15 protein-coding genes and 1 riboswitch are annotated in these 19394 nt (G+C 37.9%); of the genes, 6 read left to right on the forward strand and 9 right to left on the reverse strand.

The features are described from left to right. Positions 1-55: 55 nt before the first annotated feature. Entirely contained in the window at positions 56-997 is a 942-nt protein-coding gene (locus FHY45_RS17905; protein ID WP_139892708.1) for a TRM11 family SAM-dependent methyltransferase, read from the reverse strand. A gap of 126 nt (positions 998-1123) precedes the next feature. Here FHY45_RS17905 and FHY45_RS17910 point away from each other — a divergent pair, with 126 nt between their 5' ends. Beyond that, entirely contained in the window at positions 1124-1399 is a 276-nt protein-coding gene (locus FHY45_RS17910; RefSeq protein ID WP_139892709.1) for a CC/Se motif family (seleno)protein, read from the forward strand. Between the two features lie 66 nt (positions 1400-1465). Here FHY45_RS17910 and FHY45_RS17915 read toward each other — a convergent pair whose 3' ends face one another. The 3 genes from FHY45_RS17915 to FHY45_RS17925 form a co-directional block, all read right to left on the reverse strand. Then, the gene (locus FHY45_RS17915) at positions 1466-3283 is read right to left on the reverse strand and encodes a carbon starvation CstA family protein (RefSeq protein WP_139892710.1); all 1818 of its coding nucleotides are present in this window, start codon (positions 3281-3283) and stop codon (positions 1466-1468) included. Between the two features lie 138 nt (positions 3284-3421). Next, a complete protein-coding gene (locus FHY45_RS17920; protein WP_139892711.1) occupies positions 3422-4156 on the reverse strand; it encodes a LytR/AlgR family response regulator transcription factor in 735 nt (244 codons plus the stop codon). Next, positions 4131-5915, reverse strand: coding sequence for a sensor histidine kinase (locus FHY45_RS17925; RefSeq protein WP_139892712.1), 1785 nt, complete (start codon positions 5913-5915; stop codon positions 4131-4133). The genes FHY45_RS17920 and FHY45_RS17925 overlap by 26 nt, the downstream gene beginning before the upstream one ends. A 345-nt stretch (positions 5916-6260) precedes the next feature. Here FHY45_RS17925 and FHY45_RS17930 point away from each other — a divergent pair, with 345 nt between their 5' ends. Continuing rightward, complete coding sequence (locus FHY45_RS17930) at positions 6261-7172, forward strand: DMT family transporter (RefSeq protein ID WP_066108178.1); 912 nt, start codon at positions 6261-6263, stop codon at positions 7170-7172. 511 nt (positions 7173-7683) lie between these two features. Next, positions 7684-7761, forward strand: a riboswitch (glycine riboswitch). Positions 7762-7933: 172 nt separating this feature from the next. Continuing rightward, complete coding sequence (locus FHY45_RS17935; RefSeq protein WP_066108180.1) at positions 7934-9280, forward strand: amino acid permease; 1347 nt, start codon at positions 7934-7936, stop codon at positions 9278-9280. A 155-nt stretch (positions 9281-9435) separates the two neighbouring features. Here FHY45_RS17935 and FHY45_RS17940 read toward each other — a convergent pair whose 3' ends face one another. From FHY45_RS17940 to rbsK, 5 genes are all read right to left on the reverse strand, one after another. Then, positions 9436-10881 (reverse strand): DUF4179 domain-containing protein, encoded by a 1446-nt coding sequence (locus FHY45_RS17940; protein WP_180350017.1) that lies wholly within the window; start codon positions 10879-10881, stop codon positions 9436-9438. After that, the gene (locus FHY45_RS17945; protein WP_139892714.1) at positions 10832-11416 is read right to left on the reverse strand and encodes a sigma-70 family RNA polymerase sigma factor; all 585 of its coding nucleotides are present in this window, start codon (positions 11414-11416) and stop codon (positions 10832-10834) included. The genes FHY45_RS17940 and FHY45_RS17945 overlap by 50 nt, the downstream gene beginning before the upstream one ends. Positions 11417-11723: 307 nt before the next feature. Then, positions 11724-12749, reverse strand: a complete 1026-nt coding sequence (gene adhP, locus FHY45_RS17950) for an alcohol dehydrogenase AdhP (protein ID WP_139892715.1) — start codon at positions 12747-12749, stop codon at positions 11724-11726. A 332-nt stretch (positions 12750-13081) separates the two neighbouring features. After that, positions 13082-14131, reverse strand: a complete 1050-nt coding sequence (locus FHY45_RS17955; RefSeq protein ID WP_066108186.1) for a 2,3-butanediol dehydrogenase — start codon at positions 14129-14131, stop codon at positions 13082-13084. 273 nt (positions 14132-14404) lie between these two features. After that, positions 14405-15331: a ribokinase gene (rbsK, locus tag FHY45_RS17960; RefSeq protein WP_139892716.1), complete on the reverse strand. Its 927-nt coding sequence runs from the start codon at positions 15329-15331 to the stop codon at positions 14405-14407. A 419-nt stretch (positions 15332-15750) separates the two neighbouring features. On the opposite strand from rbsK, the gene exaC reads away from it, so the two are divergent. The 3 genes from exaC to FHY45_RS17975 all read left to right on the forward strand — a co-directional run bounded on the left by exaC (position 15751) and on the right by FHY45_RS17975 (position 19358). Beyond that, positions 15751-17271 carry an acetaldehyde dehydrogenase ExaC gene (gene exaC, locus FHY45_RS17965; protein ID WP_066108192.1) on the forward strand — a complete coding sequence of 507 codons (1521 nt, stop codon included), beginning with the start codon at positions 15751-15753 and terminating at the stop codon, positions 17269-17271. A 16-nt stretch (positions 17272-17287) separates the two neighbouring features. Then, the gene (locus tag FHY45_RS17970; RefSeq protein WP_139892717.1) at positions 17288-17656 is read left to right on the forward strand and encodes a DUF779 domain-containing protein; all 369 of its coding nucleotides are present in this window, start codon (positions 17288-17290) and stop codon (positions 17654-17656) included. Between the two features lie 205 nt (positions 17657-17861). Beyond that, positions 17862-19358: a peptide MFS transporter gene (locus FHY45_RS17975; RefSeq protein WP_175354309.1), complete on the forward strand. Its 1497-nt coding sequence runs from the start codon at positions 17862-17864 to the stop codon at positions 19356-19358. Positions 19359-19394: the final 36 nt, after the last annotated feature.

A 19394-nucleotide genomic window follows, 5' to 3' on the forward strand; every position in this document is an offset into this window, starting at 1 on the left:
TATATAGAATAAGAGGGTGGCAAAATCGGTGCCACCCTCTTTTTTATTTATTAATCTAATTACATAACAAAATCTCTCTTGTAAACCCAATCTTCTTCGCTTGACATCGATCCTGTATAGTTAAGCCAGCTTCCTTAATCATGTCATCAATTCGTTCCCCGGTAACAACAACAATTCTGTCTGCAATGCGATTGGCATGCGTTAAAATGGATAATTGTTCCTCCGGGCTCGCTGTATGGCATAAATTATAGGGTAAATCAATAATAGCTGCATCGTAATAGTCGGTAACTTCCTCAATTGCCCCTATTGCAATATCACAGCTATATCCAAAATGAGCTACATTTTCTCTGGCGCCAATAGCTGGCAATGGCTTGATATCACGTCCACATATCGTAATCCCCATCGACAAGGCTTCTACCAATACATTCCCAATTCCACAGCATGGGTCAATCGCTTTCACACCAACAGGGTTGGGAACCGCGATATTAGCAACTGCTCTTGCCATTCTAGTACTGAGAGCTGTCGAATACTCTCGTGGTTTCTTCTGATGATGCAACCAGATCGCTTCATTTTTTTCATAAATACCTACATACCATTTACCGCCGCAAGTAATGATGCCAAGAACGATATCCGGCTTCTCCAAATCAGCTTCACCCTGGATTTTTAATCCGATTTCCCGTTCAATCTTTCTTCGTTGACTAAAGCTAACTTTATCCTCTAGATCATTCGTTTTCACAAAGATTGTTTTGAATGTCTGATCCGGGAAGGAAAGTTTGTCTGCCTTGTGATAAAGGGCCTCCAAACTATCCCCTTCGGTCAGTACTTCTATTCTTTCCCTAATAAAGGGACTTCGGCTTGGATCGACTTTTCTTGTACTTTTAAAAACAAAATCATCAGGATTCATATCAAACAACGCCCTGAATTCCATTTTGCATAAAGGTTCTTCCTCTGAACTGCATGCATATGTGTATATAAAAATTGGCTCCACCAATCCCATTCTGTTGTATTCTCTTCAACAATCTATAAAAAGCTTATATCACTCTATTATAATGCATTTTTATAGGAAACTAAAATCCCATCCATTATAGTTAAGAATATACCTCACTTGAAGGAGGCACCAAAAATGATTATTGAAATGGACGAAGAATCAAAAAAGTGGATTTCATCAAAAGGAGATCAAGTAACCATTAAAACGTTGGATGTTAAAGCCTGCTGCGGACCCGGTGTTCAAGAACTTGTAGCATTGCCTGGTAAACCTAAAACTCTGAATCATTATTATCAAATTACATCCGATCAAGTATTATTTTATATTCATAAAAATGTACGAAAAAAGGAAAAACTGATTATTACATTATCGGGCATTCCTTTCCTAAAATCCCTCTCCGTTAAGCTTCAATAATTCGCTTTTAAACATAAAAAAACAGGTAAAGAGACCATTTATTCGGACCCTTTACCTGCTAATTTTTCACATCGTTTTCATCAGTTCTTCCTCTGACTGTTTAACCAATTCTGCTTGTGGTATTTTGGATAGATTAATCCATTTCATGATGGAAGCCACCATAATCACTACACCTAACGCAAGCATGATAATGGATAGAACACCGTTCAATACATTATATCCACCTGCATCCGGATTCAAATAGACATTCTTAATCATCCAGAATCCACCCACATTAACCGTAACATATAGATACGCCAATGGGACTAAGCATGTCAGCATATACCAGCGTTTCTCTGCAATTTTCAAAACAACTGTAGCTCCGACAATCAATCCGATTGACGCCATCAACTGGTTGGATACTCCAAACAGTGCCCAGACGGAACTGATATCTCCAGAGAATAATAGATATCCCCAAATAAAGCAGGCTAATGCACTGGCAAAAATGTTAGCCCCAAGAGAATCTGTTCGTTTCAAAGGTTTAATAAAGTCTCCGAAGAAGTCCTGGATGAGATATCTGGCAACCCTGGTTCCTGAATCAATCGCTGTTAAAATAAATACCGCCTCAAACAGAATTACGAATTGATAGAAATAGGAAGCTAAGTGTTGGAAGAATGGTACACTGGTGAAGATTTCCGTCATACCAACAGCAAGTGTTACGGCTCCACCTGTTCTTCCTTCAAGGTCCATATCTACTGCTTCTTCCAATCTATCTAAATGGACTGTTTCCATTCCTAATGTTGAATAGACCTCAGGTGATGAGTTTATCGCAAAATAATCACCAGGCTGAAGAGCAACTGCAGCAATCAATGCCATAATAGCCACTAAACATTCTACTAACATCGCACCAAAGGCTATGCCTTTAATATCGCTCCAACGGCTGACCATTTTCGGAGTCGTACCTGAACCAACAAAAGCATGGAAACCTGAAATGGCACCACAGGCAATTGTGATTGAAATAAACGGCCATACTGGGCCGGCCACAATTGGTCCTCCACCGTTAATGAAATCTGGAATAATAGCAGGAAACTCAACTGAAGGGTTAACGATAAATACACCAATAATAAGTGCTGCGAAAACTCCTATTTTCATGAATGTACTTAAATAATCACGTGGTGCAAGCAATAACCAAACAGGAAGTGCAGCAGCGAAAAAGGCATAGACTGGTAAAATAATAGCAAGAGTGCTCTTTTCAAGCGTTAAGAAATCGCCTAACCATGTTCCCTGAATTTGTGGACCAAAGAAAATTGCTAGCATAATTAAGATAAATCCAACGGTCGTCGGGACTTTTAAATTCCCTGTCTTTTTATGATAGATTCCCACTAACATCGCAATCGGAATTGTAATCCCTACCGCAAATGTACCCCATGGGTTTCTTTCAAGTGCTCCAAGTACAACCAATGACAAACCTGCCATCGTAATTGTGATAATGAATAGCATGGCCAATCCAGTACAGAATCCCGCTACAGGCCCAAGTTCTTCTTTTGCTACCTCGGATAATGATTTACCATCGCGGCGCATAGAGGCAAAGAGCACAACTGTATCATGAACTGCTCCTCCAATTACTGCCCCAACCAATAGCCAAATCAGTCCGGGTAAATAACCAAACTGAGCTGCCAAAATCGGACCAACCAATGGGCCTGCAGCAGCAATGGCTGCAAAATGGTGTCCAAATACCACCCATTTATTTGTTGGCACATAGTCCTGACCATCCTCAAGCTTTTCAGCTGGTGTTGGTTTATCATTAGATAATTTCAACACCTTTGCCGCCATAAATGTCCCATACAAACGATAGGCTATTAAAAGGATACAAATCGAGCCGATAACAATTGTAATCGCATTCATTTTAGTGTTCCCCCTTTTTTTGCATACGTATTATACTATCATAGTATCAAATGAAAACACTTACACCTCATTTTCAAAATGAACCGCAAAATAAATGGGATGAATTACAACTTACAACTAATGAATAGCAAATCAGTCCTATAATCCTAGTAATTGTTTCAGTTCCTTTACATAGGTTCGACTGACTGGAACCTCGGAACCATCCGACATACGTAAGTTATAGGTTGAATTAAACCATGGTAATATCTCCACGATATGATCGATATTCACAAGATAGCTCCGATGTACCCGAAAGAACTGTGTCCGGGGCAATTTTTTTTCCAATCCAATCAGTGCCTCACTTACTTTATAAAGATGATTAACAGCCCGGATTTTACACTTTCCTTCGTATGATTCTAGGAATACGATATCATTGCATGTAAGCAATATAATTTTTTCTTCTGTCATAACAGCTATTTTTCCCTTACATTGAAGATTACTGGTATCTACTTTTCCAGGCTCCTTTGTGTGTAAATGAAGCTTTTTAACTTTGTCCAGCATCTTATGAATACGTTCTTCACTGAAGGGTTTCAAAAGATAATCTACCGCATTTACGTCAAAAGCCTGAAGAGCATACTCGTCATAGGCAGTCGCAAAAACGATAGCTGGAACCGGGTTCAGTCCTTCTAGTTTAGCGGCTAAATGTAATCCGTTCTCTCCCGCTAATTCAATATCTAAGAAGACAATATCCGGCTTTAACAGTGGAATATCATGTAATGCATCTTCTATACAATCACTTTCACCCAAGACCTCCACTTCTCTGCTTCTTGCTAGTAAATATTTTAATTCGTCCCTGGCTAATGGTTCATCATCCACTACATAGGCTCGCAGCATCCTGCTCGTCACCTCCTTTACTTTCCAGCGGGATTAAGATATTAACAGTGGTGCCCTCACCCACTTTGCTATCAACCTTAAAATGGGCTTGGTTATTATAAATACCTTTTAAGCGTTCACTAATATTAAAAATGGCTGTACCGTTTCCACCGGCTGACGGTACAACCTGCTTGCTCAGACTTTTCAATCTTTCTTCCACAATCCCCTGTCCATTATCCGCAACAATCATTCTCATATAATTGCCATTTGAGCACACTTGTATATTAATTTTCCCAAACTGTTTTCTTTGTGGAAATGCATAATGAATCGCATTCTCTACCAAAGGCTGCAATAAAAATGGGGGAATCAATACATTTTCTAATCCATTCTCTATATCAAAATTAACTTCATATTTATGAGGAAAACGTGTTTGCTCTAAAGATAAATAGGCTTTTACATTTTCCAGCTCTTTTTCTAACGGGATCAGCAACTGTCTGGCTCCCTGTAAATTGCCTCGAAAAAATAAACTTAATTCCAATAGTAGTTTACGAGCTTTATCAGGATCAGTCCGGCATAAGGCAGATATCGTATTTAAACTATTAAATAAGAAGTGTGGATGAATCTGAGCCTGCAGGGCTTTAATCTCAGCATCCTTTAAAAGCCTCGCCTGCCGTTCCGCTTCTGCCAGCTCAAGCTGAGTTGAAAATAAATTAGCCAGCCCCTCTGCTAACTGCTGCTGAACTCTGTCTAATTTATCCGGCTTTGTATAATACAATTTTAAAGTTCCAGATATTTCCCCCTTCACTTTTAAAGGGAGGACGATGGCAGCTACGAGCGGACAGTCCTTATGCCTGCACTCGATTTCCTCCTTCGATTTGGCTATTGAAACATATCCTGATTCAAGTACTTTTTTAGTCAGCCCAGTACTCGGCTTCACGCCAGGTTTATGATGATCGGAGGCTGCCCCCAAATGTGCAAGAACCAAATGTTCATCCGTGATAGAGACAGCATCTGCATCGGTTAAATTAAGCATAATTTTTGATATTTCTTTGCATGATTGGGTGTTTAAGCCCTGTCGAAAATGCGGAAGAGTCTGGTCCGCAATTAAAAATGCCTGATTGGTTTGATTCGCACGCGCTATCTCCCCATCACGTTTTATAGACTGAACGATCAGCATAAATAATAGTGTTCCGAATCCATTCATGGTGATCATTGGTAAACCGATAAACTGCACGAGGCTCCATGCATGCTCAAGAGGTTTGGCAGTCGCAAGGATAATCACCATTTGCAAAGCTTCGAGGGACATCCCAATTCCTGCAGCAAACAAAGGAGTTATCTGACCCCCGCTCCTTTTTCTTCTGTTGCCTATATACCCTGCCAATATTCCGGCCAGGATGGTAGAAAGGGCGCAGGAAAAGGCTGTAAACCCTCCCAATGTATAACGGTGTATACCGGCTATCAGACCAGCTCCTCCTCCAACAACGGGACCTCCCAATAATCCGCCTATCACAACACCCATCACTCTTGTATTAGCAATGGCACTATCTTCTCCAATAGCTGAAAGCCATCTATTCTCTTCAACCATAGAATGATAAACTTCTATTCCAGTATAATTACTAATAACCCCAAACATGCCGAATAATAGAAATAATTTCAACTGCTCATTTAGATTATGGTCTGGGTGAATGATTTGGCGAAAGGAATTCATTTTAGAAATTAAAAAGGCTACAATGACAATAATGCCTACCTTTTCAAGCATAATTGGGACTAAATCTAACATAGCCATCTCCCCTGGTTAGCGAACTTTCCATCCTCTTCTATAATTGTTAATTCTCCCTTTATTATATTTGAAAAATTAAGAAAAACAAAAAGATAGCCCTTTCATTACTATTGTTATATTAAATGCACACTTCTATTATAGTTTCATCCTTTAAATCCCTTGACACAGTTTACAATGAAATTATATTCTTGACTCTGTGACTCTATTAAAATTCATTTTTATTCACAGCTCTGCTCTCCGTTTTGCAATAGCAGCAGTAACGTCTTCTCACTTGAGTAAACGATTCTGTATGTCTTGTTATACGGGGTTCAGAAAGCTTATTAAACTTCAACAAGGAGAATCGTTATGTGGTTTATTTTTTCACTACTAACAGCTTTAGCATGGGGTGGTGCTGACCTATTTTATAAAAAGGGATCAGACAGCAATGACAAGTACAGCCATATTAAAATTATCATCATGGTTGGTCTTGTCATGGGAATTCATGCAACAGCCTATATGATTATAAAAGATATACAGTTCAATCCAATGGAGATGATTCATTATTTACCAGTATCTTCTTTATACATCCTTTCCATGGCATTTGGGTATATTGGTTTGCGCTATATTGAATTGTCTATCGCCTCACCAATACAGAATTCCTCAGGTGTCGTAACAAGCATTCTGCTCTTCATCTTTTTCACTCATGAGCTAAGTATCATTGAAGTACTTGGGATTATCATCATCACTCTTGGGATTGTGGGGATAGCCGTTCTGGAAAAAAGAGCAGAAGATGAAGCTCGTCGACTGAATTCTGAGCATATCGATAAAAAATACCAAATTGGTTTCTTGGCTATTATCTTCCCAATTTTATATTGCATTATTGATGGACTTGCTACATTTGCGGATGCCATCTATCTGGATGAATTGAATTTAATCAGCGAAAATTCAGCTTTGCTTGCGTATGAATATACCTTTTTCCTATGCGCTGCCGTATGTTTTATCTATCTTCGCTTTATTAAGAAGGAATCCTTCCATGTATTTAAAGAGCGCGATAAAGGGATAGCTGCTATTTTGGAAACGATTGGTCAATTTTTCTACGTATTTGCCATGGCATCAGGCTATGCAATTATCGCAGCACCATTGATTGCTTCTTACAGTATCTTTTCAATTATCCTGTCACGAATCTTCCTAAAAGAGAAGCTGACTAAAAAACAATACATGATCATCGCAGTTGTTATCTTCGGTATTATCCTGCTGGGGATAGCGGATGAACTCTAAATTTGAATTTGCCTTTTAATAATGTAGATTAAAGACCAAATCCCTTATGGATTTGGTCTTTTTTTCAGAATGAATTGTGCTACTGCTAAGATAAACATGAAAAAGAGAGCTTTCGATTCTGGCCTTCCCCTTAACCTCACTGCCATGCTTATATATCTGAAGGAATACTCCTCAAGATGTTTAAATTAGTAAACAAAAAAAGAGAGAGACCTAGTACCTTTCTTTACTATTTAATACTTATTGTAATGGTTTATCAGAACTGAAGCTTGTTTAGTATCATTAATTGATTGTTCAAAAGCATATGGGTTAAATATATTTCAAGTAAATCTTGGTCTCTTCCATATGCTTCAACAAATCATTTAATTACATGTACTTAGTTTGACAACATAATAATTTAGTGATAGCATTTTTTCCATAACATTTTTTCAGAATTATGTTAATAAGGTAACATACTCTGATAATTGATAATTTAATATAGCACGCTTTGATCGCTGTGGATAAAACTATGGCGGGAGCAGCTTCTGGAGAGACTGTATTTATACAGCGCCGAAGGATTCACAATCTCAGGCAAAAGGACAGAATGGTAACGATTTTTGTTATTCTTGCCCTTTTAGAGATTGGAGACAACCAATCTCTTTTTTTATTTTCCAATATCAATAGTGAGGTGAGACATAGTATCTAAATCAAGCGAGAAAAATGATAAATATCTATTTTACTAGGTGCCTGTTTTAGACATCTAAGATTAAACGGGGGCATGCAACTTGGCTAAGCAAGAGTTAAAAAGGGATTTAAAAAATCGTCATGTACAATTAATAGCAATTGGGGGCACAATTGGAACCGGCTTATTTTTAGGCTCCGGAAAATCCATTCATTTAGCCGGTCCATCCATCTTATTTTCTTATCTGATTATCGGAGTAGCTCTATTTTTTGTTATGAGAGCACTGGGTGAATTACTTTTATCCAATACAAATCATACATCATTTATCGATTTCGCAGCTGAATATTTGGGTCCATGGGCTGGATTTGTGACTGGCTGGACGTATTGGTTCTGCTGGATTATGACAGCCATGGCTGATATTATCGCTGTTGGTTTATATACACAATACTGGTTTGATATCCCGCAATGGGTGCCTGCCATCATCTGTTTAGTAATTCTATTAGGATTAAATCTATTAACCGTCAAACTGTTTGGTGAGTTGGAATTCTGGTTTGCGATTATTAAAGTCGTCACTATTGTTGCACTAATTGTCGTAGGAATCGTACTGCTTGTGATTGGATTTGAAACAGATAGCGGAACTGTTTCTGTTTCTAACCTTTGGAATCATGGCGGCATGTTCCCGAATGGAATATCAGGGTTCTTACTATCACTGCAAATGGTTGTCTTCTCCTTCGTCGGAGTTGAACTTATTGGTGTATCTGCTGCTGAAACAGCTAATCCACGAAAAAACATTCCATCTGCTATCAACAAAATACCGGTACGGATTTTACTGTTTTATGTAGGTGCCTTATTTGTTATTTTATGCATCAATCCTTGGGATCAATTAAGTGCGACAAGCAGCCCATTTGTAGGTGTCTTCGCCTTAATCGGGATTCCAATGGCGGCAGGTATTATCAACTTTGTTGTATTAACATCGGCAGCCTCTGCTGCAAACAGCGGTTTATTCTCAACCAGCCGGATAATGTACAACTTAAGCAATCATAATGAAGCACCAAAAAAACTTGGCAAATTAAATAAACACCATGTACCGAGCAATGCATTATTAACTTCTACTATTGTAGTTTCTGTCGGTGCACTGCTTAGCAAGCTGATACCAGAGCAGGCCTTTACAATCGTCACAACAATCAGCGCCATCTGTTTCATTTGGGTATGGAGCATTATTTTAATCTCGCATATCAAATATGTAAAAACAAGACCTGATTTAAGAGCTAAATCTACATTCAAAGCTCCATTAACACCAGCTATAAATTATGTAATCCTAGGTATGTTTGCTTTCATACTGATTGTAATGCTCATTGCTGCGGAAACACGCTTAGCAATGCTGCTTACACCATTATGGTTTGTCTTATTGTTCATTTTATATAACTATCATAAAAAGAAGAGATTATGATAATAGAGCAAAAGCAAAAATAATAATGCACTCCAGTTGTTAGATTACACTTAACAATTGGAGTGCATTTTTTTCTATAGTATTCTATGGTTGAATGAAAACTTAGTACAGCTCGGTACCGAATTGAGCAAAATAGTTTCAATAAACTATTTCCTTTATTTATGATTCTCAAGTTGCTCTTTCTTCTGAGGTATTTTTACTGTGAAAGGCTCAAGCTCCACTGTATCTAAAAATGAGTTAAAATCAAATTGCAGAATGGCATGATCCATTTCAAAATTGGTGATTTTTTGAACCATATCCCCTTCATACACAACTTCTCCACTTAAATCAAATACTGATTGAAAATGCATTGTATCTTTATTAAGGACTTCAACATGATTCCGATGTATATAAAATGGCCAATCATCATCCAAATCAATCCGTGGGTCTATTATATTAAACTGATAACCTAAATTATGCAGTAAACGATCATAGTTCTCTCCCTTAAGACTCTTAGGAAATCCAAGTACTTGATAATCAACAATCAATTTATCCTGCTCATGTTTAATACTGTTAACTCGGATTGCCTTATTTGAACGTTGACTTTCCAATGTAAAGGAAGTACCGGTCGCTAAATCCTTCTCCGCTAAAGGTTCTGATCGTTCTAGATGTGGATAGAACGTGATGGTTTTAACATCTTGATTTAAATTCCCTATTGTAGATCGTCTAAATTCACGTACTTCTCCATCTATCCCCTTATTAAATCTTACACTGTTTCCAATATCCAACTCTTTCCCTTTATGGTCAGTTGCCTTCCATATGTATATCTCATCCTTCTCATACTCTGTGTTTGTTTCAAACATAACAGTCGAGGATATTCTGCCAAAGAGCAATTCATTTACTTTAATTTGAACATTTTCATTCGGATAGTTTTTTGTGTAATCTATTGCGGTAGCTTTATTCTTTTCTTGTGAAATTGGAATCGAGAATCTCCAGTCTCCATCAACTCCGTTTATAGAATGGATTGTGAGTGGCAGAGTGTAATTCTCTTTAAGCTCCTCATACGGATAATTTAAAGTCATTTGAAAATCATACCCATCTCCTTTTTTCTTATAAACAGTTGATTGCCCATTGAACCAAGGATCAGCATCCCCTTCATAGTTCTCAAAGTTTTCATCCACACTTAATTCTTCGCTCTCTTCGTTACTTTGCTTTTTTATATCGCCATCCACATGTCCAGTAATCGATACAATATATCCATCAAAATAAGCACTTGTCAGGGTTACATTAATCCCCTTTTTGGTACTAGTTTTATTTAATTCAGTAACGAGGTTTTGTTCGGCTAATTCTATTCCAAGCGGATCATTAAAGTCTTTAAATATTCCGCCGACTATAGGAGCTTTAGCCAGCACTTTGTTCAACGACGGTATGATAAATCCTGAACTGATGGTCAAAGATAGAATCGCTATAGAAGCCACACCACCATACAGGAGTTTCTTCTTCGGTTGCCGTCTCTTTTTTTCATGTACCACCTGATTTAGACCATCATCAATAGCCTTTAACACTCTCTCTTTAGGTACTGGTATTTGGTTGAATGCATTCTTTAAATCCTTTTCTTCCATAGTCGAATCCCTCCTCATTCAAGATTTTTTTTAACGCCTCTTTCCCTCTGCTTAAATAGGTTTTAACGGTTCCTTCAGGTATTTGCATAATGGTGCTGATTGTTTTAATAGAATAATCATGATAATAAAACAAAAGAATACTTGTCCGATAATTCTCTTTAATTTGGGCCAAAGCATCCATTATTTCTCCGCAATCGAATTCTCTCTTTTCCTCCGATTGCGGAATCATACCGATTAATATTTCATCCGAAAAAGGTATAACAGTTCCTCTCTTTTTGACCACTTGGCCAGCACAACGAATGATAATTTTTGTGAGCCAAGTCATGAAGTACTCAGGATGTTTTAAGGAATGAATAGAGATAAAGGCCTGATATGTTGCGTCCTGAACCACATCCAATGCATCCTCCTGATTATTAACATATATATAAGCTGTTCGATATATTCTTTCATAATGCTGTTTAACTAATCGTTCAAAACTCTTTTTATTGCCCTTTATTGCTTTCTTGACCAGCTTCTGCTCCTCCTTATAATTCACTCTCTCGCCCCCTTCTGCCTATTAGTGATGAATTCTCTTGAAATGGTTTCAAATATTGGAAGTTTTTTATTTTTATTTAGGATACTTAGCACACACGTTAGATTTATCTAGTTTCACACTACATCAACCAGCTTCACATTACCTTTATTTTTTAGAAAAATAATCCTACTAAAGCACCCATGCTATTAAAAATATTATCTATCTACTAAGCCCTCATATATAAAAAAAACGTACAAAAAAACAGCCTTACATTCATAATTAAATGTAAGACTGTTTGAGGTTTATTTTATAAGGTTATTGGTTGGAATTATTCGTGTTTGTGCATATCGATGACCATACGGCCTTGGATTTTACCTGCTTCCATTTCTTCAAAAATATCATTTACTTCATGCAAGCATCTTGTTTCAACAATTGGAACTACTTTTCCCTCTGCTCCAAATTGGAAAGCCTCTTCTAAATCCTTACGTGTACCAACTAAGGAACCAACAATTTGGATACCGTCTAATACGGTTTTCACGATAGCCAAATCCATTGTTTCAGGAGGTAATCCTACTGCAACAACTTTAGCAGTAGCACGAACAGAGTTTACTGCCTGGTTAAAGGCAACTTTAGAAACAGCCGTTACAACAGCAGCATGAGCTCCACCAACTTTTTCCTGAATCCATTCACCTGCATCACCATCAGTTAATGGATTACATACAAGGTCTGCTCCTACTTCTTTTGATAGCGCCAATTTATCATCATTAATATCCACTGCGATTACTTTCGCATTGAATACATTTTTCGCATATTGAATGGCAAGATTGCCTAAACCACCGCAACCATAAATTGCAATCCATTGACCTGGTTTAATATCGGAAACTTTGATTGCTTTGTAGCAAGTTACACCTGCACAAGTAATACTGCTTGCTTGAGCTGGGTCTAATCCTTCAGGAACTTTAACCGCATAATCCGCTTCTACGATACATTGTTCAGCCATTGCACCATCAACAGTGAAGCCTGCATTTTGTACGCTTCGACAGAATGTTTCATTTCCTGTTACACAGTACTCGCAAGTTCCGCATCCTTTAAAGAACCAAGCAATGCTGACACGATCTCCTACTTTTAAACTTGTCACATCGTCTGCGATTTCTTTAACGATTCCGATTCCCTCATGCCCTGGAACTCTTCCTGGAACTGCGCCGAAATCTCCTTTTGCTACGTGCAAGTCTGTATGACATACTCCGCAATATTCTACATCAACTAAAGCTTGACCGGGTTTTAACTTAGGAAGCTCCTTTTCAACTAATTCTAACTTACCAGGGTTCGTTGCACTCACTACAGCTGCTTTCATTCCAATCAATCCTCCGTATGTATATTAACTTGCTCAATGTTTCACATACTTATTATAATTATAATAGTTAGCAAAGTAAATACATATTGAACGATTTTATATATTCAGATTATTAAAATATATACATCTCCAACTAACTTCCACAAATACGACTAAATTACGTGTTTTAGCAGAATTGTATACTCAGAAATGTATAATACACCTCAAAATCCAATACACCACGTGTTGCTTTCTTACTAATAAATCCATAAACACTAAAATGGCCATTCCATTTGAAGAGAAGGCCATTTTAGTTTCTATATATGATTATCATATTTGCATTTGTACAATGATTATTCAGCTTTTACTAATATTTTAATATGATTTCGTTCGTTTAATAAACCTTCAAAGCCTTCTTCAATCACATCATCCAACTTAATTCGTTTGGTAACGAGTTTGTCAGCTGGGAAGTAGCCCTGAGCCATTAAATTGATAACAGCAGGAAATATATCACGGTATCCAATAATACCGTTGATTGTACGTTCTTTCATAACAATATCGTTTGGATGAATAGACGCTTCTTTTTCAAAAATACTAACAATCATCGTTTCACCATTAAATTTAGTTGAATGAATAGCTTGTTTTAAAACAATCGGTACTCCTGTTACTTCATATGAAACGTCAACACCGCCATTTGTCAATTTAGTTAATTGTTCAACGACATCACCCTGATTCGGATCGATAGCAATAGCACCAAGTTCTTCTGCTTTTTGCCTGCGTTGTTCTGATAATTCTACTGCATAAATTTCAGCCGCACCAGCTGCTTTTAACGCTTCAATAACTAATAAACCAATTGGTCCTGTTCCAAATACCGCTGCTTTATCGCCAACTTTAAGTTTACTTTGTTTAACAGCGTGTACAGCAACAGCTGAAGGTTCTACGAGTGCCCCTTGTTCAAATGAAACATTTTCAGGCAGCTTATGTAACATATGTTCCGGTATAGAAGCGTATTCAGAGAATCCTCCACCGCCTCCTGCTAAACCATAAAAGCCCATTAGCTCACATAGATTATATTTTCCTTGTTTACAAGCTTCGCATTTTCCACAGGAGTAGACGGGCTCAACTGTAACACGGTCACCAACTTGGACTCTGGTTACGCCTTCGCCAACCTCTACAACTTGTCCAGAAAATTCATGTCCCATTACAATCGGAGCTTTCTCCTTACTCAATGGGTGTGGCTCTTCGGTTGGGATAAAAATTGGACCGGCAGTATATTCGTGTAAGTCACTTCCACAAATACCGCACCATTCAACTTTAATTTTTGCTTCTCCCTTTTTGGCAGTAGGTTCCTCTAAATTGTCTAACCTTAAATCTTTAGCATTGTACCATCTGAGTGCTTTCATATTGGTCATCTCCTAAAATTTTGTTAGAAACGCATAATACAGAACACTTTTATTATATCATTATATCGATTGATAACAAATTTATTAACTGATTAATCTGAATTATATTTGTTTTTATGACAAACACTTGAACAATAGAAAGGTAATCTTAATAACCCCTAAAAATATCTTAGTCATATATTTGTGTAAAATAACTTAAATATTAAAGGATGACTCCATCACTAAGAGCCATCCTTTAATTCACTAAAAACCAAGTTTTAATTAAAATCCTGCTTACGCTTCAATTCTTTTGCTTAAAAACAACTTAACTTCATCCATACTTGGATAAGAATTCTGTGTACCACGTTTTGTGACACTTAATGCTGCAAAGGCATTAGCCATTTTTATCGATTGGACAATATCCCCATTCTGAATATAATTATAGGCGAAACAGCCGATGAATGCGTCTCCGGCCCCCGTTGTGTCTACAGCATCAACCTTGAATGAATCAACGATTTGCGTTCCTCTATCGGTTATCCACATCACGCCTCGGCTTCCCATCGTCACGATAACATTTTTAACTCCTTTATCTATCAGGCTGACTGCAGCAGCTTTAATTTGCTCAATCGTTGAAACAGGCATGCCAGTCAAGATATCCAGTTCACTTTCATTGGGAACAAAAAAGTCACATTTGCATACATAATTGAAATCCAAATTTTTGGTAGCAGGAGCAGGATTCAGAATAACAGGAATCCCATGCTCGTTCCCAAATTCTATCGCCCGATAAACGGTTTCGAGCGCGATTTCTAACTGAAGAATAATTAAAGAACATGTCTTGAGCTTTTCGGCCGCTTTATCGACATCCTCAGGTAAAAGGTACTGATTGGCCCCTTTAATGATTAAAATACGATTTTTGGAATCCGAATCTACAAAGATTGGTGCGACCCCGCTGCTGCTTCCGGGGACCTTATTCGTAAATTCTGTATCAATTCCATAGCGTTTAAGATTTTGAATGGTGTTATCTGCAAAAATGTCATCGCCTACCTTCGTAACCATCATGACCTTGGAGCCCAGTTTTGCAGCTGCCACTGCCTGGTTGGCCCCTTTTCCTCCACACCCCATTGAAAAGCTAGGTGCTTCAAGTGTTTCTCCCTCTTCTGGCATTCTATCAATATAGGAAATTAGATCGACCATATTGGATCCTATCACCGCAATATCCATGCTATTACCACCTTATTTTTCTCTTGCCGACTGAATTAAATATAGATCATTTTTTTTTGCAGCGCTGCATTTCGGCAGAATAAGAGCGCCCGTATCTGTTGGTTGCTGTTAGTAAAATTAAACAGCCTGTCTCCAATCTCTTGTTCCATTCATGGGTGAATAATTCTCTTTAGATGTAATAGATAACCTGCAAAATTTATCTATCTAGTAACGAGTAATGGAAGACACATTTTTTTCCTATTTCTATACTACACTTATACATCATATTTCTCCTATATTCACAGTCATATTATTTGAAATTTTATTAAATTAGACAAATAATAGTATAGAAAACGCTTCACTGGTGTATTTTTATTCCAAAGTGGCATCAAAACTTTATATTTAAGAGTTTTCAATACGAACATAGGGGAGATATCAACATGATTTATGCAAATCCAAATACAGAAGGCGCAGTTGTGCATTTCAAAGAGAAATACGATAACTTTATCGGCGGAAAATGGGTCGCACCTGTTAAAGGTCAATACTTTGAAAATAAATCTCCGGTAACCGGAGAAGTTTTTACAAAGGCTGCTCGTTCTTCTGCTGAAGATATTGAATTAGCATTAGATGCGGCACATGCAGCAAAAGAAGCTTGGGGGAAAACTTCTACTGCTGAACGTGCACGTATTTTAAATAAAATTGCAGATCGTTTAGAAGAAAACCTGGAAATGCTCGCTGTAGCTGAGACTTGGGATAACGGGAAAGCAGTACGTGAAACATTGAATGCTGATGTTCCTTTGGCAATTGATCACTTCCGTTATTTCGCAAGTGCCATTCGTACACAAGAAGGAAGAACTACTCAATTAGATAATGATACAGTAGCTTACCACTTCCAAGAACCACTTGGTGTTGTTGGTCAAATCATTCCTTGGAATTTCCCAATTCTAATGGCTGTCTGGAAGATTGCCCCGGCATTAGCAGCAGGTAACTGCATCGTATTAAAACCAGCTGAACAAACTCCTGCATCCATTATGGTTCTTGTTGAGTTAATTCAGGATATACTCCCAGCGGGTGTTCTGAACATCGTAAATGGTTTTGGTATTGAAGTAGGAAAACCACTTGCAACAAATCCACGTATTGCGAAGATTGCCTTTACTGGTTCTACAGCAGTGGGACGCCAAATAATGCAATATGCTACTGAAAACATTATTCCTGTCACATTGGAGCTTGGCGGTAAATCACCTAACGTATTCTTTGAAGATGTAATAGACAAAGATGATGAATTTTTAAATAAAGCAATCGAAGGCTTAGTGATGTTTGCTCTAAACTCCGGTGAAATTTGCACATGCCCTTCCCGTGCATTAATCCAGGAATCAATCTATGATAAATTTATGGAACGTGCATTAGAGCGTGTGAAAGCTATTAAGATTGGCAACCCACTTGACACAGAAGTTATGATGGGCGCACAGGCTTCAAATGAACAAAAAGAAAAAATCTTATCCTACATTAAACTCGGCAAAGAAGAAGGTGCTGAATGTTTAATTGGCGGAGAAGAAAATGACCTTGGTGAAGACCTTAAAAATGGTAACTATATTAAACCGACTGTTTTCAAAGGTCATAACAAAATGCGTATATTCCAGGAAGAAATCTTTGGTCCAGTTCTTAGTGTAACGACTTTCAAAGATTTTGACGAAGCAATGGAAATTGCAAATGATACCTTGTACGGATTAGGTGCCGGTGTATGGTCCCGCAGTGGAGATCTTGCTTACCGTGCCGGCCGTGCGATACAAGCTGGTCGTGTATGGACAAACACATATCATCAATATCCAGCAGGTGCTGCTTTCGGCGGTTACAAATTATCCGGTATCGGCCGTGAAAACCATGCTATGATGTTAGATCATTACCAACAAACAAAATGTTTGTTAGTAAGCTATGATAAAAATGCTCAAGGTTTCTTCTAAAAGGAGTGACTCTAAAATGGTAGAACGTGTCGTAGCAACCGAAGAGGCACTTCAATTAATAGATTCATTAAAAAGAACTCACGGCTCTATTATGTTTTACCAATCCGGAGGCTGCTGTGATGGATCTGCTCCCAAGTGTTATAAGGAAGATGATTTTAAAACGGGGGATTCTGATGTATACCTCGGTTCCATTGGAGGAGCACCGTTTTATATCCATAAGATGCAATATGAGTACTGGAAACATACTCAATTGATCCTAGATGCTACTGATGGAAGAGGAGCAGCCTTTTCACTTGATAGTATAGAAGATTGTCATTTCATTACGAAATCACGAGTATTCTCTGATGAAGAATATGCAAAACTAAAAAATCAAATAGAAGCCTAAATAAAAATGCCCCAAAGTTATCAATAACTTTGGGGCATTTTCTATTAAACATTATTTATTCTTCTTTATTTATCACACATAATCTAACATTTTTCGACATATTTCTATTAAATTAGCAAAATTATAGTCTCTCAATTTTGATTTTTTAGTTAATCTAAAATAAAATGGTATATTGTACTACATCATGCTAAAGGAGAGAGAATTTTTGGTTAAATTAAACAAACAGTCGGGTGTTCCAGGCATTCCGAACACAGGTTTTTTCGGACACCCAAAAGGACTTTTCACATTATTTTTCACAGAGTTTTGGGAACGTTTTTCGTATTATGGAATGCGCGCCATCCTGGTCCTCTACTTATACGCTGAAGTTAGCAAGGGCGGACTGGGCTTTGATCAAACCACAGCCATGTCCATTGCTGCCATTTATGGATCTTTAGTCTATCTATCAGGTATTATCGGTGGATGGGTTGCGGACCGTTTACTTGGGACAAGCAGAACCGTATTCTACGGTGGAGTTTTTATTATGTTGGGCCATGTTGTTCTGGCATTGCCACTCGGGGCTGAAGCCTTTTTTGCCAGTATGTTCTTAATTATCATTGGTACTGGATTGCTAAAACCGAACATTTCCAGTGTTGTTGGTGATTTATATACAAAGGCCGACAATCGCCGGGACTCAGGATTCAGTATATTCTATATGGGGATTAATTTAGGTGCTTTTATAGCTCCATTTGTTGTAGAAGGATTACGCGGACATTACGATAGCTACCATGCAGGTTTTTCAGCTGCTGCTGTAGGTATGTTCCTTGGATTAATCGTATTTGTTATTACGAAAAAGAAAAATCTGGGTACCATTGGAACACAGCCACCTAATCCATTAAGCCCTGAAGGCAAAAAGAAATTTGCTCTTTATTTTGGGGTAACAATTGCTCTATTAATTGTCCTTTTCTACGCACTGATTACAATCGGTTGGCTAACCATTGATCGATTTGTCTTACTCGTAACGATTTTGGCAGTTATTATACCAGTCGTTTACTTTGTCTGGATGTACAAAAGCTCTAAAACAACTGCAGAAGAACAGTCAAGATTACTTGCCTATATTCCATTATTCCTGTCAGCAGTTATATTCTGGGCTATTTATGAGCAAGGCTCTAATTTACTGAATATTTATGCTTTAGAGAGAACTAATTTAACTTTGTTAGGTTTTAAAATCGCACCTGGTGTGCTACAGGCAATGCCTGCCCTCTTCGTAATCATCTTTGCACCAGTTGCAGCTTGGTTATGGATGAAGCTTGGGGATAGACAGCCTTCAACTTCCAGAAAATTTTCAATTGGCTTGCTATTAGCGGGTCTATCATTTATTGTGATGCTTGTACCAGGATACCTAAGTGGCGGTGACTCACTTGTTAGTCCTTATTGGCTCATATTGAGCTACCTAATCGTCACACTTGGAGAGCTTTGTCTATCTCCTGTTGGTTTATCTGCTACAACTAAATTGGCACCTGCTGCATTCTCCGCTCAAACGATGAGCCTATGGTTCCTCGCAAGCGCAGTTGCACAGGCTATAAATGCACAGCTTGTAAAACTTTATAGTACGGAAACGGAACTCCTGTATTTTGGATTAATCGGTGGATTCGCAATTCTATGTTCAATTATTATTTACTTCATCTCACCAACCATCCAAAAATACATGAGAGGCGTTAAATAAGAAAAAAAGATGCCCCTGGTTTTAAAACCGGGGGCA

This window comes from Bacillus sp. D386 (assembly GCF_006346415.1).

Excerpts from the sequence above, each read along its gene's own strand:
- FHY45_RS17920 (WP_139892711.1), bottom strand. The coding sequence starts at position 4,156 with ATGCTGCGAGCCTATGTAGTGGATGATGAACCATTAGCCAGGGACGAA.
- FHY45_RS17915 (WP_139892710.1), bottom strand. The coding sequence starts at position 3,283 with ATGAATGCGATTACAATTGTTATCGGCTCGATTTGTATCCTTTTAATA.
- FHY45_RS17940 (WP_180350017.1), bottom strand. The coding sequence starts at position 10,881 with ATGGAAGAAAAGGATTTAAAGAATGCATTCAACCAAATACCAGTACCT.
- FHY45_RS17955 (WP_066108186.1), bottom strand. The coding sequence starts at position 14,131 with ATGAAAGCACTCAGATGGTACAATGCTAAAGATTTAAGGTTAGACAAT.
- rbsK (WP_139892716.1), bottom strand. The coding sequence starts at position 15,331 with ATGGATATTGCGGTGATAGGATCCAATATGGTCGATCTAATTTCCTAT.
- exaC (WP_066108192.1), top strand. The coding sequence starts at position 15,751 with ATGATTTATGCAAATCCAAATACAGAAGGCGCAGTTGTGCATTTCAAA.
- adhP (WP_139892715.1), bottom strand. The coding sequence starts at position 12,749 with ATGAAAGCAGCTGTAGTGAGTGCAACGAACCCTGGTAAGTTAGAATTA.
- FHY45_RS17970 (WP_139892717.1), top strand. The coding sequence starts at position 17,288 with ATGGTAGAACGTGTCGTAGCAACCGAAGAGGCACTTCAATTAATAGAT.
- FHY45_RS17925 (WP_139892712.1), bottom strand. The coding sequence starts at position 5,915 with ATGTTAGATTTAGTCCCAATTATGCTTGAAAAGGTAGGCATTATTGTC.
- FHY45_RS17910 (WP_139892709.1), top strand. The coding sequence starts at position 1,124 with ATGATTATTGAAATGGACGAAGAATCAAAAAAGTGGATTTCATCAAAA.
- FHY45_RS17930 (WP_066108178.1), top strand. The coding sequence starts at position 6,261 with ATGTGGTTTATTTTTTCACTACTAACAGCTTTAGCATGGGGTGGTGCT.
- FHY45_RS17905 (WP_139892708.1), bottom strand. The coding sequence starts at position 997 with ATGGGATTGGTGGAGCCAATTTTTATATACACATATGCATGCAGTTCA.